The 19,210-nt window shown below is 47.4% G+C and carries 17 protein-coding genes and 3 pseudogenes; 5 read left to right on the top strand and 15 right to left on the bottom strand.

Annotated elements, in window-relative coordinates; genetic code table 11:
• The first annotated feature begins 1 nt into the window (after position 1).
• Positions 2-754 carry a hypothetical protein gene (locus tag CHRO_RS30110; protein WP_015163045.1) on the top strand — a complete coding sequence of 251 codons (753 nt, stop codon included), beginning with the start codon at positions 2-4 and terminating at the stop codon, positions 752-754.
• A 132-nt stretch (positions 755-886) separates the two neighbouring features.
• Here the strand turns inward: CHRO_RS30110 and CHRO_RS28280 are convergent, their stop codons facing one another.
• Entirely contained in the window at positions 887-2,029 is a 1,143-nt protein-coding gene (locus CHRO_RS28280) for an IS4 family transposase (protein ID WP_015163044.1), read from the bottom strand.
• Positions 2,030-2,147: 118 nt separating this feature from the next.
• On the opposite strand from CHRO_RS28280, the gene CHRO_RS33040 reads away from it, so the two are divergent.
• From CHRO_RS33040 to CHRO_RS34660, 3 genes are all read left to right on the top strand, one after another.
• Positions 2,148-2,324, top strand: a complete 177-nt coding sequence (locus tag CHRO_RS33040) for a hypothetical protein (RefSeq protein ID WP_181824423.1) — start codon at positions 2,148-2,150, stop codon at positions 2,322-2,324.
• A 93-nt stretch (positions 2,325-2,417) separates the two neighbouring features.
• On the top strand, positions 2,418-2,786 hold the full coding sequence (locus CHRO_RS28275; protein WP_015163043.1) for an MbcA/ParS/Xre antitoxin family protein: 369 nt from the start codon (positions 2,418-2,420) through the stop codon (positions 2,784-2,786).
• Between the two features lie 27 nt (positions 2,787-2,813).
• A complete protein-coding gene (locus CHRO_RS34660) occupies positions 2,814-2,948 on the top strand; it encodes a hypothetical protein (RefSeq protein WP_015163042.1) in 135 nt (44 codons plus the stop codon).
• Between the two features lie 502 nt (positions 2,949-3,450).
• Here CHRO_RS34660 and CHRO_RS28270 read toward each other — a convergent pair.
• The 14 genes and pseudogenes from CHRO_RS28270 to CHRO_RS28205 all read right to left on the bottom strand — a co-directional run bounded on the left by CHRO_RS28270 (position 3,451) and on the right by CHRO_RS28205 (position 15,128).
• Positions 3,451-3,990 carry a hypothetical protein gene (locus CHRO_RS28270; RefSeq protein ID WP_015163041.1) on the bottom strand — a complete coding sequence of 180 codons (540 nt, stop codon included), beginning with the start codon at positions 3,988-3,990 and terminating at the stop codon, positions 3,451-3,453.
• A 94-nt stretch (positions 3,991-4,084) separates the two neighbouring features.
• Entirely contained in the window at positions 4,085-4,789 is a 705-nt protein-coding gene (locus CHRO_RS28265) for an AAA family ATPase (RefSeq protein WP_015163040.1), read from the bottom strand.
• A gap of 12 nt (positions 4,790-4,801) precedes the next feature.
• On the bottom strand, positions 4,802-6,373 hold the full coding sequence (locus CHRO_RS28260; RefSeq protein WP_041463611.1) for a Mu transposase C-terminal domain-containing protein: 1,572 nt from the start codon (positions 6,371-6,373) through the stop codon (positions 4,802-4,804).
• A gap of 9 nt (positions 6,374-6,382) precedes the next feature.
• A complete protein-coding gene (locus CHRO_RS28255) occupies positions 6,383-7,327 on the bottom strand; it encodes a DNA-binding protein (protein WP_084739240.1) in 945 nt (314 codons plus the stop codon).
• A gap of 431 nt (positions 7,328-7,758) precedes the next feature.
• Positions 7,759-8,132 (bottom strand): annotated as a pseudogene (locus CHRO_RS28250) (nuclear transport factor 2 family protein).
• 59 nt (positions 8,133-8,191) lie between these two features.
• Positions 8,192-8,281, bottom strand: a pseudogene (locus tag CHRO_RS35125) (short chain dehydrogenase); the annotation flags it as partial.
• Between the two features lie 88 nt (positions 8,282-8,369).
• Positions 8,370-9,338: a zinc-dependent alcohol dehydrogenase family protein gene (locus tag CHRO_RS28245; RefSeq protein ID WP_015163039.1), complete on the bottom strand. Its 969-nt coding sequence runs from the start codon at positions 9,336-9,338 to the stop codon at positions 8,370-8,372.
• Between the two features lie 110 nt (positions 9,339-9,448).
• Positions 9,449-10,195 carry an SDR family oxidoreductase gene (locus CHRO_RS28240; protein ID WP_015163038.1) on the bottom strand — a complete coding sequence of 249 codons (747 nt, stop codon included), beginning with the start codon at positions 10,193-10,195 and terminating at the stop codon, positions 9,449-9,451.
• Entirely contained in the window at positions 10,192-10,374 is a 183-nt protein-coding gene (locus CHRO_RS28235; RefSeq protein ID WP_015163037.1) for a hypothetical protein, read from the bottom strand. The genes CHRO_RS28240 and CHRO_RS28235 overlap by 4 nt, the downstream gene beginning before the upstream one ends.
• Positions 10,375-10,576: 202 nt before the next feature.
• Positions 10,577-11,250 (bottom strand): annotated as a pseudogene (locus tag CHRO_RS28225) (SDR family NAD(P)-dependent oxidoreductase).
• Between the two features lie 321 nt (positions 11,251-11,571).
• Positions 11,572-12,015 carry a helix-turn-helix domain-containing protein gene (locus tag CHRO_RS34655; RefSeq protein ID WP_015163036.1) on the bottom strand — a complete coding sequence of 148 codons (444 nt, stop codon included), beginning with the start codon at positions 12,013-12,015 and terminating at the stop codon, positions 11,572-11,574.
• Between the two features lie 62 nt (positions 12,016-12,077).
• Entirely contained in the window at positions 12,078-12,251 is a 174-nt protein-coding gene (rd, locus tag CHRO_RS28215) for a rubredoxin (protein ID WP_015163035.1), read from the bottom strand.
• Between the two features lie 170 nt (positions 12,252-12,421).
• The gene (locus CHRO_RS28210; RefSeq protein WP_245570600.1) at positions 12,422-14,065 is read right to left on the bottom strand and encodes an iron uptake porin; all 1,644 of its coding nucleotides are present in this window, start codon (positions 14,063-14,065) and stop codon (positions 12,422-12,424) included.
• Positions 14,066-14,438: 373 nt separating this feature from the next.
• A complete protein-coding gene (locus CHRO_RS28205) occupies positions 14,439-15,128 on the bottom strand; it encodes an isochorismatase family protein (protein ID WP_015163033.1) in 690 nt (229 codons plus the stop codon).
• Positions 15,129-15,469: 341 nt separating this feature from the next.
• Here CHRO_RS28205 and CHRO_RS28200 point away from each other — a divergent pair, with 341 nt between their 5' ends.
• The gene (locus CHRO_RS28200) at positions 15,470-19,165 is read left to right on the top strand and encodes a WD40 domain-containing protein (protein WP_041463609.1); all 3,696 of its coding nucleotides are present in this window, start codon (positions 15,470-15,472) and stop codon (positions 19,163-19,165) included.
• Positions 19,166-19,210 lie beyond the last annotated feature (45 nt).

Here is a 19,210-nt window from a genome sequence, read left to right as displayed (position 1 = left end):
CATGAGTCAGTTCGTCCAGTTGGAATTAAACTTGTGGGAAGTTTTGTCAAAGGCGGCTTTGGCTCCAGAAGATGCCGACTTGCAGCAGTTGTGGTTGATGTTGGAGTCAACTGTCGCACCACTGGAATTACAGGACAAACTGCGGATAGCAGCAGAAGCGATTGCGAAAATGGCTCAATTGGTACGCGATCGCTCGTTACTGACAATGGAGGAATTGCAGGCACTTGGTAGCGATGAAGAACCAGTCATGCCATTAGATGCCTTCGATCGCTACGTGCGGCAAACGATGCAGGTTGATTTCGAGCAGTTTATCGAGCCTTTACCAAGTCTGCCCAGAAAAACACCCGAGTGTCAGCCAAACCAGTTTCCCGATGACGGTCGCTCGGTTGTAGCTGTTTTGGACAAGGAAATACTGCTGCAAGCTTTGCCAGAATCGGAAATTGACTCTCAATTAGATAACAATGCAATGAAGCAAAAGCTGCTCGACATTGCACATGCTGAAGACGTTTCTGCTTGGGTAGACGCGATCGCTAATTATTTTGGCAACACAAAGGCAGAGTACTTGACGCTAGCCCATCTGGTACGAGAAGTGCAGGATCTAGTTGTGCCAGAGAATGAGGTGAAAGGCTCGTCGCCACTGGTTAAAACTTGGCTAGCTCTGTTGTTGGGAGGATTTCAACTAGAACAGCGGCTGGGATTTTATGACATTGAAGGCATCTGGGTTAGCTTGAGGCACCGATCGCCAAAGATTTAACTCGAAGAAGGGAATTTGCGAGTTACATATTCTCAAAAATGAACCGCTTATGGAAAAGAGGTTTTCGTAATTCAACTACCTACGATCGTGCAGGGATTTTTGTGTATCAATCTTCAGGGGGCGACAAGGTAGCTAGATCGCTTGCTGTATAAGCGTCATAGCCCTAAAACCCCTGCGATAAAAGCTCTGCTTATTGCGAATGGAGGTGATGAGTTCTTCAACCCATGCCTGGCATTCATGAAAAGCTTGTACCCAGTTTTGTCCATATAAGCCAATCCAAAAATTACTGTGTCGTTTTCTGGTTCTACCTTGTTCTTGGGAGCGACAGACATATGATTGTTGTCTTTGAAACTGAGTTCTTTGTCCTTGCAACCAAGCTGTTGTCATAGACAAGGCAATTAATAAAATTAACCGCACAAGTCTGTCAGGATTTGCTTTAGAGCCTTCTAGGTTGTAACCACCACTTTTACAATCACGAAACATAGCTTCAATTCCAAACCGTTGACGATAAGTTTTGATAGCTAAATCCCGCTCTGGAAGATTAGTTAATAGATACCAGATTTCATCTTCTTGCCGATCTCGATACTTTCTTTTCCAATACACAGCTAAATTGAAGCGACTCTTTCCGGCTTTTTGGGTAAGATTGATATTTGTATAGAATTGTCGGCTGCCTGGATGGATAGAAATACTGCTTAATGGTTGAAACTTTTGTTTTTGTTGGCGAAATGTAGTGTCCCGTTTTTGACGTAACACAAAGTTGACTTTCTGCTCCTGTAGCCAATCTGCTAGTTCTACGCTATGAAATTCTCTATCCCCTAGCACAACTAATTTATACTTTCTTAATAACCGCAGAACTGGACGTAACACTTTTTGTTGCTCTGCTAAGTTGCTGCTGCCATCTTTTTCCAGCAACACCCAAAATATGGGCAACGCCCTTTTTTGATAAATTGCACTCACCATCAACACATTGTTTTCTTTCCACTGCGTTCTATCCAGCGCAATAATCAACTGTGTCCCTAGTTGAAGATGTCTTTTTAGCATCTCTTCAATCACGGGAAACCACAGCAACACTACGCTCAAAGCATCTAGATTCAAAAATCTCTGCAAATGTCGCCGTCGGCTGTTCTGTTGGATGGGTAAAGGCAGGGTAGCTGCTAGTCTTTCTAATCTCACTTGTTTTTGAGTTTGAAGCAGCCAGACCAACATTTTTAAAGTAATTAATTGGGCTGGGGTCAAGTACTTTTCGAGCAAGGTTTGATAGAATAATCGCATCATTTTTAACTGCGGTCTTGCTTAACTGACGAGACCGTTCTTTTTTAGCATAAATCCTGATTGATTTCCTCTCAAGAAAGTCTGTTGTCAATAAGCACAGGATTTTTTCAGGAGGTAGCAAATGGCTAAGTCTTTGGCAGCAATGGTTTTCAGGCGCTTGTCGCCCCCTGAAGTATCAATCTCTGCACGATTTCTACAGCGAACTTACAGGCGATCGCATAGTATTCCACTTCCAGAAGCAACCCAGGTGTCTCAAGCCTGTGATTCAAGCCAGAGAGATTGGGGAGACAGGTGGTGAGAACAAAATTTTTACGGCTAAAAAACAATATAAGAACAAATTCGGAACAAACAAGCGTACAATAATTAGTAAGAGTAATTGAGGAAGTAAGTTGTGAATCGGCTGCTTGAACATACCATTTTAGCCGCTCACGATCCTGCTACTGGGCGGTTCGATGCCTCGCGCTTGGCAAAGGCTCTGAATCTGACCACTAAGGAAATGGCTGACATTCTCCACCGCACGCCACGCGGCTTGCTAAAAAATCCAGATTCACAGCAGTTGCAAAGTGAAATGGCGAGAATAGTGCAGATGATCGTGCAATTACGCGAGCTACTAGATGGCTCGATGGAATACGTCAGGATTTGGCTGCGCTCGCCTCATCCTGACTTAGGGGGACGCACGCCACTGTCCTATTTAATCGAAGGTAAACCCGAGGTAGTCGAGGCACTAATTTACGCTTATGAAGTTGGTCAACCTGGCTAGCAGATTTTGGTCGCTGAGGATTGGTAGATGCTAACAGGTGACGAGTTAAACGTAGCTCTGGCACATCTTCCAGTCCTGACTCAATCAGAAGTTGCTTATCGGATCGTTCATGCTAAATATGCTCTTTTGTGCTCTATCGTTGTCGAAATTGATTTGGTTTGAAATCTCAATCCATTTCAAACTGTATCTTAATAGCTAGTAAGCGAGAATGATTGTATAGTAACCCTTTCAGACATTGACTAACTTTCAACTTTTGAGAAATCGCTGCCAAACCATATCAAACCATTCTTCAACTGTATCCTTCTGTATCCCTAAACTGTATCCTTCTGTATCTTAGCTGATTATTGCGACTGTATCTCGCTCTATCCATCTGCGTTAAACTTAAACTTATACATTTCATCAATAAGTAAACTTAATCTAGAAATCTGAATTTTTAAAACTCGCTATTCAATCTAATTACTGAGGCAATATTCAACAAAAAACGACGCTTAAAATGGTAAACTTAGGTTCGTTATCTCTTCAATTTACTGAGTCATGTAAAATTTACGAGAATTGAAATCGTAGACAATGCCATCAGCACAAATGAACGGAGCTAAGGGTCCAGAGTTTAGACAAAGGCGATAGACATTCTCACTACCGATAAGACTTTGGTCATAGCACTCAACTAGTTGAAGATAGCCAATTTGATAGAGTTGATGACAAATTCTTCAGCAATTGACTGCTCAATCTCAGAGCAAATGACGATCTGAGGTAAACTAAAAGTACAAAGTATTCGCATACTTGTCCAAGCACGATGACAGTGAATGGCAAAGTTTGAATCGTCTAACACACAAAGATTTATTTCTTTGGTAACGCGCTGACAGGAACGATTAAACACAAGATAAAGACGAATTTTCTCATAATACAAAGGCTCTACTTTATAATGCGGATATCTACCACTTTGTTCTTGGCGTTTTAAGTATCCCGCTCGCTCAAAATGACTTAGTAAGGTGAGGGCTTGAGAATCGCTAATCCTCAACCAAAATTCTAGCCACTGCATTGCACCACAGTCTTGCTGAATCATTGAAGATGGTCGCCCTAGCCATTGCCTAGCTAGTGTAGCTTGCCAAACATCAGACCAGGGGCGATCGCAGTAAAATTCTTCTAGTTGAATCGAGTTAGTGTTTTGTTGCTCTAACTGAATTGATTTCTCTTTTCCTAGCATTAAACAGCTTACGAGCGATAATTTTTCAAACAGACTCAGTTAATTAAGCAATTATTTATAGTTTTAAAGAAAGCTATAAGTTGTAAACGAGCGCCTACATTTGTCGAGACAGAAAAAATGGTCGTCCACTCCATTGCCCAGGGGTGATAGATTGCCATCTCTGTGCTTTAGTAAAAGCTTCCACGCGGCTTAAACCAACCGTAATCAGGCGAATACTACCGTTCGATAACTCGTGTAGCTTGACTAACAAATCCTCATGGATGTCAATTTCACAAAGTTCTTTAGCTAATAAGCGCGTATCCTCTAGGTCGCAGGGTTGAAACTTCACCCATTGAGAAATCCGCCCCGCAACTATTTTACGATTGGCGATTTTCTTCTCCACACCGTCAATGCCAATTAGCCAAACTGGAAGTTCGGTAAGGTCGTGGATGTCTCGTGCTACTTGCAACATCTTCGGATGATGAAACAGATAGTCTGCCTCGTCGATAAACAAGGGTCGTCTACTCAGTTTTATTTGCTCTTTAACAGCAGTTAGCATTTTGGCAGGTAAGCTGGGGGGATCGATAGACAATTCAATCGAAATGTCCTGTAGCATGGCGCTGAGACTCCAAACGGCAGTGGCTCTGACATAAATCCCATTTTCTTTATTCACCAACCAAGCAGTAGCAGTCGTTTTGCCAATTCCTGTAAAGCCGTAAAGTAAGCCCATTCGAGGCACTGCTGCGGCGCTATGCTTCGATTCTTGAAAAGCACTCGAAAGACTAATAATGTTTTTGACTTTGACTAACTTGTGTCGCATAGAATAATTAAATCAACGTTTGTGATAGATTGTCGCAGCTATTTCTGGCTGAGATAGCCATTGATAGAAATCCTGTTGCTCTTGTCGATCTTCTGCTAGAGCACTCAACGTTCCTTTTCCAGCCGGAAGTTGAATGTAATGAGCGACAAACTCTCTCTCGCTCAACAGAACTTCCAGCCCTTGCTTCCATTGTTGAAAGACAGCTTGGAGTAGTTGATTTGGCTCAATCGCAGTTACTTGAGTAGACCGATCTCCAGTCAACCAGGCGCAGAATCGCTGTTCTTCTTGCTTAGAATTAGTAAGTGCTGCCAAGTATCCTTTGCCTGGGGAAGTCTCTAAGTAGTGCCTGACATCGCTCAAAGATTGGGAAGAGATTTCTGTTACATCTGCTCCACTTTGCCAAGCTTCAAACAGCTGCTCTAATTGTTGGTTGAGCGCGATCGCCTGCTGCTGTCCTGCTAGTCGCTCTGCCTCAGATGCTTCTAATTTCGCTAACTCTGCTTGGTATTGCTCAGGAGATATTTGTAATTGTGTATCCTGTGGTTCTGTTGATGCAATCGCTTGAGCGATCGCACTTAAAGCGGGATAGTTATAAAGTTGAGACTGTACCGATGGTAAAACCTCCTGCACCTGACCCAAAAGCGACATTGGCTCTCGAGCAATTTTGTGTAGCAATGCCTGCCCGCGCTTGCGAGATTGTTTGACTTCTTGCTTTAAGAGTTCGTAGACAAGTCGGGCTTGTTTGGCAAATTGTGCCAGGTTAATCTGCCCAGCTTCTCGCCAAACGGCTTGACAGATGTACTCCTTAAGAGTGGGCGATTGATATACGTGAATCTGAACTAGGTCTTGCGGTGAAAAGCAGACATATACTCGCTTACCAATCCAGTCTCCCAGCTCGCCAGCAATGTAAAGTCGTCCGTTGAGTGAAATTCCTTGACGACCTACTCTTCGCATACCATCTTTGGTTGGTGCTGCCATCATTAGAAAATCCAGTTCGCGCGAGTTACGAATCTGCTGCTTTTGCCAGCCCTGGGCGATTGCTGATTCTAATACTTCTAGAGGTGACTTACCTTCTAAACCAATCCCGACTCGTCCGTGTGGTCGTTGCTCGTAGGCGACAATCCAAGCTTCTGCCCAAGTTTGAAACTCTTCTGGTGTCATCAAAAGTTCGATTGCTGTTTCCTGCCAATCTGGATGGCTTCTTAATGCTTGTCGGTCTGTGACGCTATGTCCGACAAATCCAGGTAATTTCGGTAAGTCCCGGTGTTGAAATGTATGAATAAATCGCTCAATGAAAGCTTTTTGTTCGGGATGTCTGGGCAAGCAGCGGCTGGTTCTCACGCTTAAGTTTTCCAAAAACCGTTGGACTCGGCGGCTGAGATATTCCTTGCCGCGATCGGTACGAACTTCTTCTGGTACGCCCCATTTCGTCATTGCTGTGGCCAACAACTGGCAAATGGCTTCTGCTTTACTGGTATCTGACAGCAATAACAATGCCCGTCGCGTGAACAGATCGATACAGCCAATCAGCGAGTAGCGTTTGACTGTTATGGTTTGAGTCAGCTGGCACGTGTATTTGAGCACGACATCGTTCTAAAAGCTATCTATCTCCCAAACTTGATTCGGGCGCATAACTGATTGAGAACGAGAGCCAAAAGCGGGAGCGCTCCCGCTTTTGGCACGGTTAGCGTCCATATACATTGCCCACTTTTGCGGATGTTCCCTTGCGAACTTCCGCAGCCAAGCGCGTAACTGTCCCAAGGAAAAATCTTCTGGCTTGTAGCCGAACTCTAGTAGCAGGATGTCGTAAATCTGGGTTGCTCCCCAGTGTTTTCCTCCCACTGCTATACAAGTTTCAATTGCTTGCTGTAGGACTGGATTGGCATCAATTTTTCCCTGGCTTTTTCTATTGCCATAATTGCCACCTAAAGCGCTTATCTGCTCTGTTGTTCGCCTCTGCTTTCTTTTGCGCTTAAGTGTAGCGTAGCTGATGTGGCTTACGTGGAAATAAACCCAGTCAGGAAGATTGAGCTGTCGTTCATTGTAGACTTTGACAAATTCTAGGTCGCGGACTACAGCACTAGTAAAACTTCTATTCTCGCACCAAAACTCATGGACTTTCAGAATCTCTAACCAAGAATCAGTCTGCTGCTCTGTTTTTCTGCTAACAGCTTCAGCTTTGGTAAAAAACCGAGGGTTGATTAAAGCTAGATTGGCACTTGCTTCGGCAGATGTACTAGCAATAACAAAATCCGTTTGGGTTGGTAAGGCAGCTAGTATATTTAATTCGCATTCTGTCCAAAGTTCTCCTCGTACTGGGCTAGCATCCTCTTCTACAGAAATACTATCAGTAGATGCAGACAGTGCGGCTTGAGTAACTTGGGGCAAACTTGCTAAAGTGTACTCTCGTCCACCACCACGGCCACTGCGCTGACGGAATTTCCAACTCTCAACTCTAGCTTTTCTAGCTACGTTTTCCCTAAACGAGGGCATTCCTGGCAACCCTGCCAGTTCCGAAGCGGAGTACCATTGGTTCATTGGTCTTGATATGGTTGAACATATGGGTAGATGGTCAAGTTTTTATTGTTCTCTTGCTAACTCAAACCTTCTCGCTCCACTTCTTGAAACACGTACTACGGTAGATTCAAAACCTCAGACTGCTTAAATTTGGTTACTTCTCATATAACGGATAAGCTTGCTCAAATTCATTCCCCGCTCATTTACCATCTAAGCCACTTACCAATAGGAAAGCGGGTAACTCAAGTACCAGCGCAGGCACAGCAAGGTGATTTCCGGTTTGATGTGCCGCCACTTAAAGGGGGTTGAACTTGGACATGGAGATCATTACTTTCCAGACACGATCTCTCACCCTAACACCTGCTGCTCCTATTTTTGCAACACAACCCTCACGAGCACCGGCTACAAGCTGCTGGAGCGCTTTACTGTAGGCTGCATGGCGGATGTCTTGATCAGGTCAAGGACTTGTGCCACACGGTGAATTTGATGACGAAAGCCCTTAATTCGACAATCTTACCGCCGTGAAAGCGCCAGACATCGCAGTACGAGTAATCAGCCGCTTATCCTGTCTTCGTCCTTCATTGTGATGTTGCCGAGTACCATGACGAAATCACCCTCAGCGATTAAGTTAGCAACCATAAACTTTGGTGGTTCTATGTATGTCGTTGCCACCCATTGGCGAACAGCTTCTTTTCCTTTAAGAAACTTGTCGCCGACAAATGCCCATTTCGTGTCGTCGGTGCAGAACGACAAGAATCCTTCATTGTTGCCAGAGCGCGACCGCCGCGTTTGCCTCTTCTAAGATTGCTTTATTTTTGACTGACATGTGAATCTCTCCTCTGTTCAATTGGATGCTTTAAGCGATAACTTCGTTAAGCTAAACGCTGCGCTATACTGCGTGAACGCTAACGCGGTTGCTTTGCCAATTCCCGATGTTCCTCCAGTAACTAAAGCCACTTTATCTTGCAGTATCATCCTGTTTCTCCTGTTCCAATCAATATTGACCTTCAGCACACAATCAAACTCCGACCCATTTAGCAATTACCAACGCCGTAAAGCTGGTCTAATTTTCTGTAAACTTCAGCACAATTTTACCCCGTGTTCCTCCCTGCTCTAGACGCTGATGTGCCAGAACGACCTGATCCCAAGAAAATACTGAATCAATCACTGGGCGAAGCTGATGACGCTCGATGAGTTTTGTCAAAGCCTCTAATTTTGCTCGGTACTGGGGTGAAAACACAAAATGAATCGTCAGATTCTTACCCCATGCTTCAAGAAGCGATTGCGGTATTGCAATGTCTACAATGCTTGTAAGCCTACCGAAGGGACGAATGATGTCTAGACTACGCTGAATTGTTTCTCCGCCGATCGTATCTAGAACTAAATCCACACCCAGTCCATTTGTTTCTTGACGAATGACTTCTACGTAATCTTCATTTTTGTAATCAATCACCCGATCTGCGCCCAGTTCTGTCACGAAATCTCGGTTTCTAGAACTACACGTCGCAAAAACGTATGCCCCTATCGCTTTGGCGAGTTGAACTGCGATCGAACCCACTCCACCTGCACCCGCATGGATGAGAACTGTTTCACCAACTTGTAGATTGCCCCTAGTCACTAGACAATCCCAAGCAGTTCCGCCTGCAAGCGGAAAAGAAGCTGCTTCAATGTGCGATAGATTAGCAGGCTTCAATGCAACAATTGCTGCATCAGCCACATGATACTGAGCGTAGCTACCGAATTCTCCAAAAATTTGCGGCGAGTAATACACGTTGTCTCCCACCTTGAAATCAGTCACAGCTTCGCCAATTGCCTCAATCACCCCTGAAACATCGACTCCAATGATGGCGGGTAATCGAACCAGTTCCTTGTAATCACCACGACGAGTTTGATAATCGACCGGGTTAATCGAGGTTGCACAAACTCTAACTAACACCTGATTTGCCTTCAGTGTTGGTATAGGAACAGTTTGAATCTCAAATTTCTCAGCATCACCAAACGCAGTTAATACGACTGCTTTCATAGATTCCATCTGTGCCAACTCTTCTTGATTTAGAATAAACAGTGCCGTTGTACAAACCGGCCTTCACACTACCAGCACTCAACTGTTCAGAACATCGTGCATTTCGCACTGCCGATCGCCTACTGCGCTACAGCCCCGCCATCGACCATCAACGTTTCACCTGTTACGAACGATGCCATCTCAGATGATAAAAACAGGACTGCATTTGCAACTTCAAGCGGTGTTCCAACTCGTCCGATCGGGTGAAGTCCTACCAAGTAGGCTTTGACTTCATCCGGAGCTGCTTCAAACATATCTGTTTCGATTGACCCTGGTGCAACGGCATTGATGCGAATACCCGCTTTGGCATATTGGAGTGCAGCAGCTTTTGTTAAGCCTACTACTGCATGTTTACTCGCAGCGTAGAGGGGTAAGTTAGGAAGTGCAACGACTCCAACCGCAGATACCATATTGACGACTGAACCACTTCCCTGTTTCAACATCTGAGCAATTTCATATTTCATCGACAACCAAACGCCTTTGACATTAATGTTCATCGTGCGATCGTATTCCGCTTCTGTTTGCTCAATCAATGAGGGATTTTCGCCAGCCGTTCCTGCATTATTAAAGGCAATATCTAATCGACCAAAAACACCAACCGCTTTATCAACCATTGCTTCAACATCGGCTTCTTTCGTGACATCTGCTTGCACAAAAATCGCCTCTCCGCCAGCTTCCTGAATCAATCGAACCGTTTGTTCACCTTCATCCATTCGACGACCAACCACCACCACCTTTGCTTGTTGTTGGGCATAAGCGATCGCCGTTGTTCTACCAATTCCCGATGTGCCTCCAGTCACTAAAGCGACTTTATCTTGCAGTATCATTCTGTTTCTCCTGTTTTAATTTCATCAGTTTGTATCGGGTAAGTTTGTTTCAGCAGCTCAGTAATTTCTTGCGCGATCGCAATTAGGGCATGATTAACTGAGGAGTCGCGAAGAAGATCAGTCTGAGGTGTACCTTCATACCCAGAATTATTCTTGCCTTGTACTAGTGAATGCGTCATAGAACTATCCTCAATGGAATACTGATTTATAATTGACTAAATCAATACCCAGGAATTCAGTTGTTGGCATGGTAACTGTTGTCATGGTTCAAAAAGCGGCAATTTTGTTCAGTGAAACAGGCAAAATCTAGCCATCAAAATTAGATAGCTTACGGCACTTACAGACAAGTCAGATATGAATTGGGAGCAAAGATCGGGGAACTTAATGACTTGCAGCAATCATGGCTGCCATCAACTCCGTCGTGTTCCAGTGCCCGGTATACCGATTTTCATTGATAAACAGAGCTGGGGTAGTCGTCACTCCACTCTGTATTCCGCCTTCGATATCTTCATTGATGCGATCGACATGCACTTGTTTAGCATAGTCGAGCGCAGCCGATCGCGTCAGTCCCATCACTGCATGTTTGCTGGCAGTGTAAGGAGTTAACCCTTGCGCCCCGACTAAACCAGCGGTCGACGAAGTATTGACAATTGCACCTACACCTTGGGTCAGCATCTGCTGGATTTCATATTTCATACACAGAAATAGCCTTCGCACATCGATCAACATCAGCTTGTCAAAATCCTCTAGCGATTGTTCATGCAGGGGTTTAATAGGAGGATCGATGCCTGCACTGTTAAACGCACAATCCAGTTTGCCGTAGGTCGAGTCGTTTTCTCCACTAAAGCTTGAACCTCGGCTTCATTAGTTACGTCCGATCGAACAAACAAGCACTCTGCTCCCGTCTCTCGAATCATCGCCGCAGTAGCTTCGCCTTCTACATCACGTCTACCTGAGAACACTACTTTTGCACCCGCAGCACCAAATGCGATCGCGGTGGCTCGACCGATGCCCGATGTTCCTCCAGTCACTAAAGCAACTTTATTTTTAAGCATCATGATATTTACCTCTTGTTGTGAAAGTCGAAAATGGTCAGTAGTGCTTCCAACTCATATGCATATCTAACGCATGAGAATTACTCTCAAAACTTGGTTTGAGTCGTGATTGCTCGTCATAATCTGTTAGCGATCGGCAGGCAATGGGTACAGTTTGGTCGAGGGTGAGCAGCCGTTGCTCATAATCCCAGAGAAACGACGAAAGAGTATTATGAACTGTGACTCTGTGAGTAAACTCAAACTTGAAAGGGCTTCCCCAGACCAATTCAGAATTTTTTCCTCCCGGTTCTGGTCTGGCCTAACTCGTGTTAATCAAAGCTTTTAGTTAATTCCTTTCTTTGAGTGGACAAGACCAGAGCGGAGTGCCCGGATTACTGCCTGAGTCCGATCCTCCACACAAAGTTTCTTCAAAATATTCTGGACATGGGTTTTCACTGTACCCGTAGTGATGTAAAGCTCCTCAGCAATCCAGATATTGTTGTGCCCATCAACAATCAGTTGCAACACCTCTAATTCCCGATCGGTCAGAGGCTCAATGGTAATGATGAACTTGTATTCTGGCTCAATAGCTCGAAATGCAACCGTTCCAATCGGATTGTTGTCACCTTCAACTGCAAGATGAGATTGCTGAAGTAACTCATTCACTTCTTGTGCAACATAGGTAAGCGCATCATTCAAACGGTAGTCAGAGGGTTGTGGCGGCAAACTCCGCAGCTCGGGTTTATCGATAGGAGTAGAGTCAGGGCATTGTAAATCACAGCTCATTAGTTCGTTTCCCAATATATATTTCACAGTTTAGAACGCATTACCCTTTGCGACGCAACCCGCTAAATCCCCCCTGGTAGCACTGGCTGAAACTTTGCTTTCTTCGCGCCACAGACTGGACATACCCAATCTTCCGGCAGATCCTCAAAAGCTGTTCTCGGAGCAATTCCAGACTTTGGATCGCCCTCCGCCAGATCGTAAATGTGACCACAGACCTTACAGCTATATCGTTCCATCAGTACCTCTTGCGTAGTATTAGAAAAGCTTGGAAGAGCTGTCAGTTGTTATTAACCCGATAATAATTGAGGGTACATCTGACTAAGCAGCATAGGCAGTGAAAGGATGCTCAAAATACTTTTTGATACGAGCAGGTAACTCCCTAAGAGATCTTAAAGCTGACAATTTACTAGAAAGAAAAGACGGTCCGCAGCGTGCCCGTGTAGATAGTGCCGTTGCTACCCTGATTACCTGCATCAGTAATCACTTGAACTAACGGCGTGACTTTGATATCGTCGTTTAGCGGAAAGTTATAGAAGGCTTCAAAATTGGTCTGAGTTGCATCTCCCACTTTCCCTTCAATTTGCGGCTGACCAGCAGCAATTCCAGCTACAGCACCTGGCACGAAGAGGTTCTGTAGCGAGATACCTGCCATCCAGTATTGGGGGCGAAGGTCCCCCACAGAGGAGTCGTTGTAGACCGCATAGCCATAACGACCAAAAACAGCCAATTGTTGTGAAAGTGCCAGCTCGAAGTTAGCCCCAACCCCATTGAAAAAGCTACCAAAAATCTGACCGCCGCTGTACTGGAGCCGGAAAGCAAATTTGTTAGAGAGAGCATACTCTAGCTCTACAAATCCCTGATGCGGAGCACCGAACAATCCACCTTGGTCCCCAAGAGCCCCAAGAGCGGGGAACAGAAGTTCAGGAGCTGATGGACCTCCAATAAATCCCCCGTCCCCAGCATTACTCCCAGCAGTGGCTCTTCCTGCATTCCCAGCCACGTAAACACCTCGGATACTAAACGGCCCTGCCCCTGGATTCCAGTCAATCACCGCCCCAGCTCCGGCAGGAGTGGGTAATAGGATAAAGTTGTTGATCAATGCCTGGGTAGAAAAATCTTTAGCGCTGTTATTAGCGTAGCTATTCCGATCGACGTAATCCGTAGCAAGAATCGCCGAACCAACGGTAAGGGCGAAGTCCTTCACTGGGGTAAAGGTGTAGTACAGTCGACCTAGGCCAAACTGGCCATTTTGACCCGGCACAGAGAAGTCAAGAACACTGGCAAAATTAGGCTCCAGAAGACCAGCAGCATTATCATCAGAACCATCGCTACCAGTGACCAGGCGGATTTGCAATAAGTCTGTACCTTGAAAGCTGGTGTTGAAAGTGAGACTAGCCCGATAGATAAAGGTAGAGTTGGGGTCCTCATCAGCAATCTCAACCCCCGTAGGAGCAATAATCCGCTCTCCAGAGAAGCCACCCCCAGTTACAGCAAAGATGGCTTGTCCTGTCAGTTTAGTTGTGGTAGAAAATTGATTAGCTTCTAGTTCAGTCGTCCGAACTTCCAGGCTATCCACCCGACCTCTCAAGAGGGCTAGCTCCGCCACAAAATTCTCCTGGAGTCGTCTAAGGGTTGTCAAATCGTTAGGAGTCAGCACTTCAATTCGCTCAACCAGACTCCTTAAGCAAGCATTGAGACCAGCAGCAAACTCGTAACGGGTTAGAGCCTGATTACCTTTGTAGGTTCTTTTGGGGTAACCGGCAATGCAACCATAACGCTCGATCAAAGCCTGGAGTGAATGAAAAGCCCAGTCAGTAGGCTGTACGTCTGCAAGTTGCGATGCCGAGGTGACTGGGTCCTTGGAAGTAGTCATTCCAGCAGTACGATCCTGAAAACCCCAATTCGATGAAGCAGCTTGGGCTATCTGGGTATTAGTCACTGGAGTCGCTTGGGGTTCTATAGTCGCATTGATTTGCGCCGTAGTTATAGTTGGGCTTGCAGCGATAGACCCAGATGCTTTACTTTGCGCGAAAGCACCCTGGGTAATCATGCTGAGAATGCTCAGGCTACTAGCAAAGTATAGACCTAACTTCGAATAACCTATCATAAAGCAGGGCATGGAATCATACACTTGGTGTTGGAGTATCTTGAGATGCGGCCTTGGGGCACCTGCCTGTCCACTGCTGTCTGCACCCAGACTGTTACCAGGGCTTCCAGCGTTCAAGCTACCTTCAATAGTCCAGCGTCAATAGCAAGGCATGAAACACCTGCAAGAGGCAGGCTCGCTGCGGGTGTTTCAGCCTTACCTCCAGGGCAGCACATCGAAGCAATTGCCCTGCATCAACGGCTACAGCAGCCGGGCCGCTCCGACTGACGTAATGCTTCAAATGACCGTAATAGCCACCCCTTCCGGACGGCAAGAATCACTTCTTCGCTCCGGCGGCCTCCAGCTGGTCCAGCTTGGTCTCGTGTCCGACCTTCTGTACGCTCTGTGCCTTGTCATAGCTCTCCATCAGGCATCGGTAGGGCAGGACGACGTGATCCATCGACACCTGCGCGAACTCCATCGCATCGGGTCGGTTCCAGGTGTTCGTGAGTTCGGACAGGACGGCGTTCGTATCAATCGGGACTGCCCCAGCCTGGACGATGCGGGCCACCGTGATGTCGGTCGCCATCTTGGACCAGTTGCCCGAGGCATCGATGATGCAGAACACCTTGTACCCGGCGACGAGGGCGCTGAGTGTCGGGAACGCCATGCAGACGCTGGTGAGTGTGCCAGCGATGAGGAGGGTCTTGCGCTTGGTCTTCTCGATGGCCTCGACCCACTTCGGGTTGTCCCAGGCGTTGATCTGGCCGGTTCGCGGGATGTACACCGCTTCTGGGTTGTACTGGTGGATTTCAGGGATGAGCGGCCCGTTGGGCCCGTCCGGGACCGAGGCCGTGGTGAAAGTTGGGAGTTTGGCGAGGCGGGACAGCTTCGCCAGCGCGCACACGTGATGGCGAAGGGTCGGCAGGTCGATGTCCCGGACCAGTTGGAACAGCCCGCTCTGGTGGTCCACCAGGAGCATAACGGCGTCATTGGGGTCGATCATCCACTTGTTGACTGCGGTCATAGTTCTCTCCTCCTGAAAATGGGTTTCTGGTTGTCGTTATCCGCGTCGGCTTGACCTACTACAGGTCAAGATGGCTGACTGCATAAACTTGATGTCACTACTGTAGGGAAGTTTTTTGAGGATGTCGTTACAGGAAAATTAAGGACTTTAGTCTCATAGAATTGAGTTGTCACTAAGTCTAAATACTCAGTTCTACCTTAACTTTCGATCTGATTTTGCTGAGTTTGGAGAAACTGTAGCCTTCACTAGGGTTCGATTGTGAACAATGTAATGCAGCGAACCAAAAGTTAAGGTGAGTTGCGGTAAAGTTGAATAATACCAATCAATCTGGTTGAGCAGCGATGGAGATTGAGCAGATGCTACAGATTGCCAATTCAGCCATGTTTGCTCACACCGGCAGACGACTCAGCGAGGTGGAAGCGGCAATCCTACTCGGCTCGATACAGCGACAGCCTTACGAGCACATTGCCGAGGTATCTGGGTATGCCGTCAGCTATCTCAAGCATGATGTGGGTCCCAAGTTCTGGAAATTGTTAGGGCAGGCACTTGGAGAAAACGTCAGTAAAACCAACTTTCGCGGGGCGTTAGAACATCAGTGGCGTCAGTCGCTGATTGATGCTACCCAAACCCAGGCTTTAGCAGTTGAGCCAACTACCTCACCTCCAGCTACTGCTGCTCAAACCATTCTGCATCAACCCCAGGCTGACTGGGGTGAGGTGATGGATGTCACCCAGTTCTATGGGCGAACTGGGGAACTGCAGATGCTGGAGCAATGGATTGTGACGGAGCGCTGTCGAGTCGTGGCACTGCTGGGGATTGGTGGCATTGGCAAAAGCGCCTTGGCCGCCAAACTGGGGCAGCAGATTCAAACTCAGTTTGAAGTGGTGGTGTGGCGATCGCTGCAAAATGCCCCGCCGTTTGAAGCCTGGTTAGAAACAGTGCTATCTATCTTGCTCCAGTCACAGGGAGAGAACATTGCTGTGCCGAGCAGCCTGGATGGAAAACTACTGAAGCTGATGCAGGGGTTGCGTCAAAAGCGCTGTTTACTGGTTCTAGACAATGCGGAGACGATTCTGAGTGCCGGGCAAACCGGACAGTATCGAGTGGGCTACGGGGGATATGGTCAACTATTCAAAGAGATTGGGGAGGTATCCCATCAGAGTTGCTTGCTGCTCACCAGCCGCGAAAAGCCCAGAGAGATTGTGCCACTGGAAGGTAAGGAACGATCGGTACGAACGCTGCTACTGCAGGGACTGAACCCAGAAGCAGGACGAGAACTGTTTCGCGACAAAGGCATATTTGCAGGTACGGAATCGGAGTGGTCAAGATTAGTGACACACTATCGCGGCAACCCCCTGGCGCTGAAGCTGGTAGCAGCCGCGACTCAAGAACTGTTTAATGGCAGAATTACCGAGGTGTTAAACTATGTCCAGCAAGGGTTAGCCGTCTTTGATGACATTCGAGACTTGCTCCAGCGACAGTTCGATCGCTTGTCTGAGATTGAGCAGGAAACGATCGTTTGGCTAGCGATCGACCGGGAACCGAACTCGCTGGTTGAGTTGAATCAGGATATTGTCACCACGGTCTCCAGGCATCGGCTTCCATACGCAATTCAGTCATTGTTGCGGCGATCGCTAATTGAGAAGGAGGGGGAGCGGTTCTTTCTCCAGCCGGTAGTACTGGAGTATGTAACGGCTCAGTTCGTGCAGTGCGTCTCTAGAGAAATTTCCAGCCAAACACCAGAGCGACTCAAAACCCATGCTTTGATTAAAGCTCAGGCAAAAGATTACGTCCGACAGATGCAGAAGCGGTTGATCGTTGAGCCGATCGCCGAACAGTTACTGATCCAGCTTGGCAACTCCCAAGCCCTTGAGCTGCAGTTGAAAACCATGTTGGCGCAGCAACAGCAACAAGTACCTCAACCAAACTATATTGCGGGTAACCTGCTCAACCTGCTGGTGCATCTGCAAAGCGATTTGCGCGGCTGTGACTTTTCGGAGCTAAGCGTATGGCAAGCCGACCTACGGCAGGTCAACCTGGCAGGAGTCAATTTTCGCAGCGCTGATCTGGCAACATCTGTGTTTGCCGAGATCTTAAGTAGCGTTGTGTCAGTCAGCTTTAACCCAGACGGCAGCTTGCTGGCAACCGGCGATACAGAGGGTAAGATTTGCCTCTGGCGAGTGGTCGATGGTCAACAGGTTTTGACATTGAAGGGACATACCAGTTGGGTCTGGGCCGTCCCTTTCAGTCCTGACGGCAAAACGCTAGCCAGTTGCAGTAATGACTCGTTGATTCGGTTGTGGGATGTGCAGACCATCGATTTTGAGCCGTCCAATCCTGCAACTTTGGCTGAAGCGAGTAATTCCAGCCATCTCCCAGTCACCTGTCTCAACACACTGCGGGGGCATTCCAGTCGGGTTTGGACACTTGCCTTCAGCCTGGATGGTCAACTGCTGGCGAGTGGCAGTGAAGATCGAACGATTCGCCTCTGGAATGCCCACGACGGAACCTGCCTAATGGTTTTGCAAGGTCATACGGGTGGGGTCACGTCAGTCAGCTTTAGTCCCAATGGACAGATTCTGGCTAGTGCCAGTGAAGACTCCTCGATCCGATTGTGGAGTGTTGCTCATGGCACCAGCCTCAACACACTGCGGGGGCATTCCAGTTGGGTTTGGGCAGTTGCCTTCAGCCCCGATGGTCAAACCCTCGCCAGTGGTAGTGGCGATTGCACCATTCGACTGTGGGAGGTACAGACTGGCACTTGCCGCAAAATACTGCAAGGGCATACTGATTGGGTCACCTCACTCAGCTTTAGTCCGGATGGCTCTATGCTAGCCAGTGGGAGTGAGGATGCCTCAGTGCGGTTATGGAGTCTGCAGGATGGAGCTTGTTTCCAACTATTACAAGGTCACAGCAGTTGTGTTTGGGCAGTTGCCTTCAGCCCAGATGGTCAAACCCTTGCCAGCGGTAGTCTGGATCTTTCAGTTCGATTGTGGGATGTCCAAAACGGCACCTGCCTCAAGACGTTTCAGGGACGAACCAATGGGGTTCGTTCAGTCAGGTTTAGTCCGGATGGCTCCATGCTAGCCAGTGGCGGTTATGATGCCCTCGTGCGGCTCTGGGATTGGCAGCAAGAAACTTTCAAGGCTTTGCCAGGACACACAGATTGGATCTGGGCAGTGGCGTTTCACCCACATGGTCACATGCTAGCGAGTGCCAGTGAAGATCAAACCATTCGGCTCTGGAATGCACGCGACGGAACCTGCTGCCAAACATTGCAGGGACACACGAGTTGGGTTTGCGCCGTCAGTTTCAGCCCCAATGGACAAATGTTAGCGAGTGGCAGCCATGACGACTCAGTGCGGCTCTGGGATGTGCAAGATGGCACTTGCCTCAGAACCCTACAAGGACATACCAGTTGGGTTTGGGCAGTCGCCTTTAGCCCAGATGGACATACCCTTGCGAGTGGTAGCAACGATCGAACCGTGCGGTTATGGGATGTGCGAGATGGCACCTGCCTCAGAACCCTACAAGGATATATGGGTTGGGTTTTTTCTGTTGCCTTCAGCCCGGATGGTCAGATTCTAGCAACTAGCAGCTCAGACTTCTCAGTTCGATTTTGGAATGTGCAGGATGGAACGTGCTTGGCAACGTTACACGACCATATCAATAGGATTCACACATCAGTTGCCTTCAGCCCCAATGGTCGTATCCTGGCTAGTAGTGGTGAAGATCAAACCATCCGGCTGTGGGATGTCCGAGACGGTGCTTGCCAGAAAGTACTGCAAGGGCACACCAGTCTGGTCTGTTCTGTTCAGTTTAGTCCAGTTGACGTTAGCTTGCCGTCAGGCACAGGTCCGATTTTGGTCAGTGGGAGTCAAGATGAAACCATTAAGGTATGGAATCCTACAACAGGTGAGTGTCTCAAAACCCTGAGAGCCGATCGCTTGTACGAAGGCATGAACATTGGGGGCGCTCAAGGATTAACCGCCGCACAGCAAGCCACGCTGAAAGCATTAGGGGCAGTCGAAAACTAAAAAGACGGCTTACGGCTGTCGCTTCTGTATAATCGTGCTTAAAAG

It is taken from the genome of Chroococcidiopsis thermalis PCC 7203 (assembly GCF_000317125.1).
Taxonomy (GTDB): domain Bacteria; phylum Cyanobacteriota; class Cyanobacteriia; order Cyanobacteriales; family Chroococcidiopsidaceae; genus Chroococcidiopsis; species Chroococcidiopsis thermalis.
Note: the sequence above shows the minus strand (reverse complement) of the source record. Positions and strands in the feature narration are given on the sequence as shown.

Bases quoted from the DNA above. Each gene is read 5' to 3' on its own strand.
- CHRO_RS28280 (WP_015163044.1), bottom strand. From the start codon at position 2,029: ATGATGCGATTATTCTATCAAACCTTGCTCGAAAAGTACTTGACCCCA.
- rd (WP_015163035.1), bottom strand. From the start codon at position 12,251: ATGGAACGATATAGCTGTAAGGTCTGTGGTCACATTTACGATCTGGCG.
- CHRO_RS28245 (WP_015163039.1), bottom strand. From the start codon at position 9,338: ATGGAATCTATGAAAGCAGTCGTATTAACTGCGTTTGGTGATGCTGAG.
- CHRO_RS28255 (WP_084739240.1), bottom strand. From the start codon at position 7,327: ATGAACCAATGGTACTCCGCTTCGGAACTGGCAGGGTTGCCAGGAATG.
- CHRO_RS28235 (WP_015163037.1), bottom strand. From the start codon at position 10,374: ATGACGCATTCACTAGTACAAGGCAAGAATAATTCTGGGTATGAAGGT.
- CHRO_RS30110 (WP_015163045.1), top strand. From the start codon at position 2: ATGAGTCAGTTCGTCCAGTTGGAATTAAACTTGTGGGAAGTTTTGTCA.
- CHRO_RS28205 (WP_015163033.1), bottom strand. From the start codon at position 15,128: ATGACCGCAGTCAACAAGTGGATGATCGACCCCAATGACGCCGTTATG.
- CHRO_RS28270 (WP_015163041.1), bottom strand. From the start codon at position 3,990: ATGCTAGGAAAAGAGAAATCAATTCAGTTAGAGCAACAAAACACTAAC.
- CHRO_RS28210 (WP_245570600.1), bottom strand. From the start codon at position 14,065: ATGATTACCCAGGGTGCTTTCGCGCAAAGTAAAGCATCTGGGTCTATC.
- CHRO_RS28265 (WP_015163040.1), bottom strand. From the start codon at position 4,789: ATGCGACACAAGTTAGTCAAAGTCAAAAACATTATTAGTCTTTCGAGT.
- CHRO_RS28240 (WP_015163038.1), bottom strand. From the start codon at position 10,195: ATGATACTGCAAGATAAAGTCGCTTTAGTGACTGGAGGCACATCGGGA.
- CHRO_RS28200 (WP_041463609.1), top strand. From the start codon at position 15,470: ATGGAGATTGAGCAGATGCTACAGATTGCCAATTCAGCCATGTTTGCT.
- CHRO_RS34655 (WP_015163036.1), bottom strand. From the start codon at position 12,015: ATGAGCTGTGATTTACAATGCCCTGACTCTACTCCTATCGATAAACCC.
- CHRO_RS33040 (WP_181824423.1), top strand. From the start codon at position 2,148: ATGGCTAAGTCTTTGGCAGCAATGGTTTTCAGGCGCTTGTCGCCCCCT.
- CHRO_RS34660 (WP_015163042.1), top strand. From the start codon at position 2,814: ATGCTAACAGGTGACGAGTTAAACGTAGCTCTGGCACATCTTCCAGTC.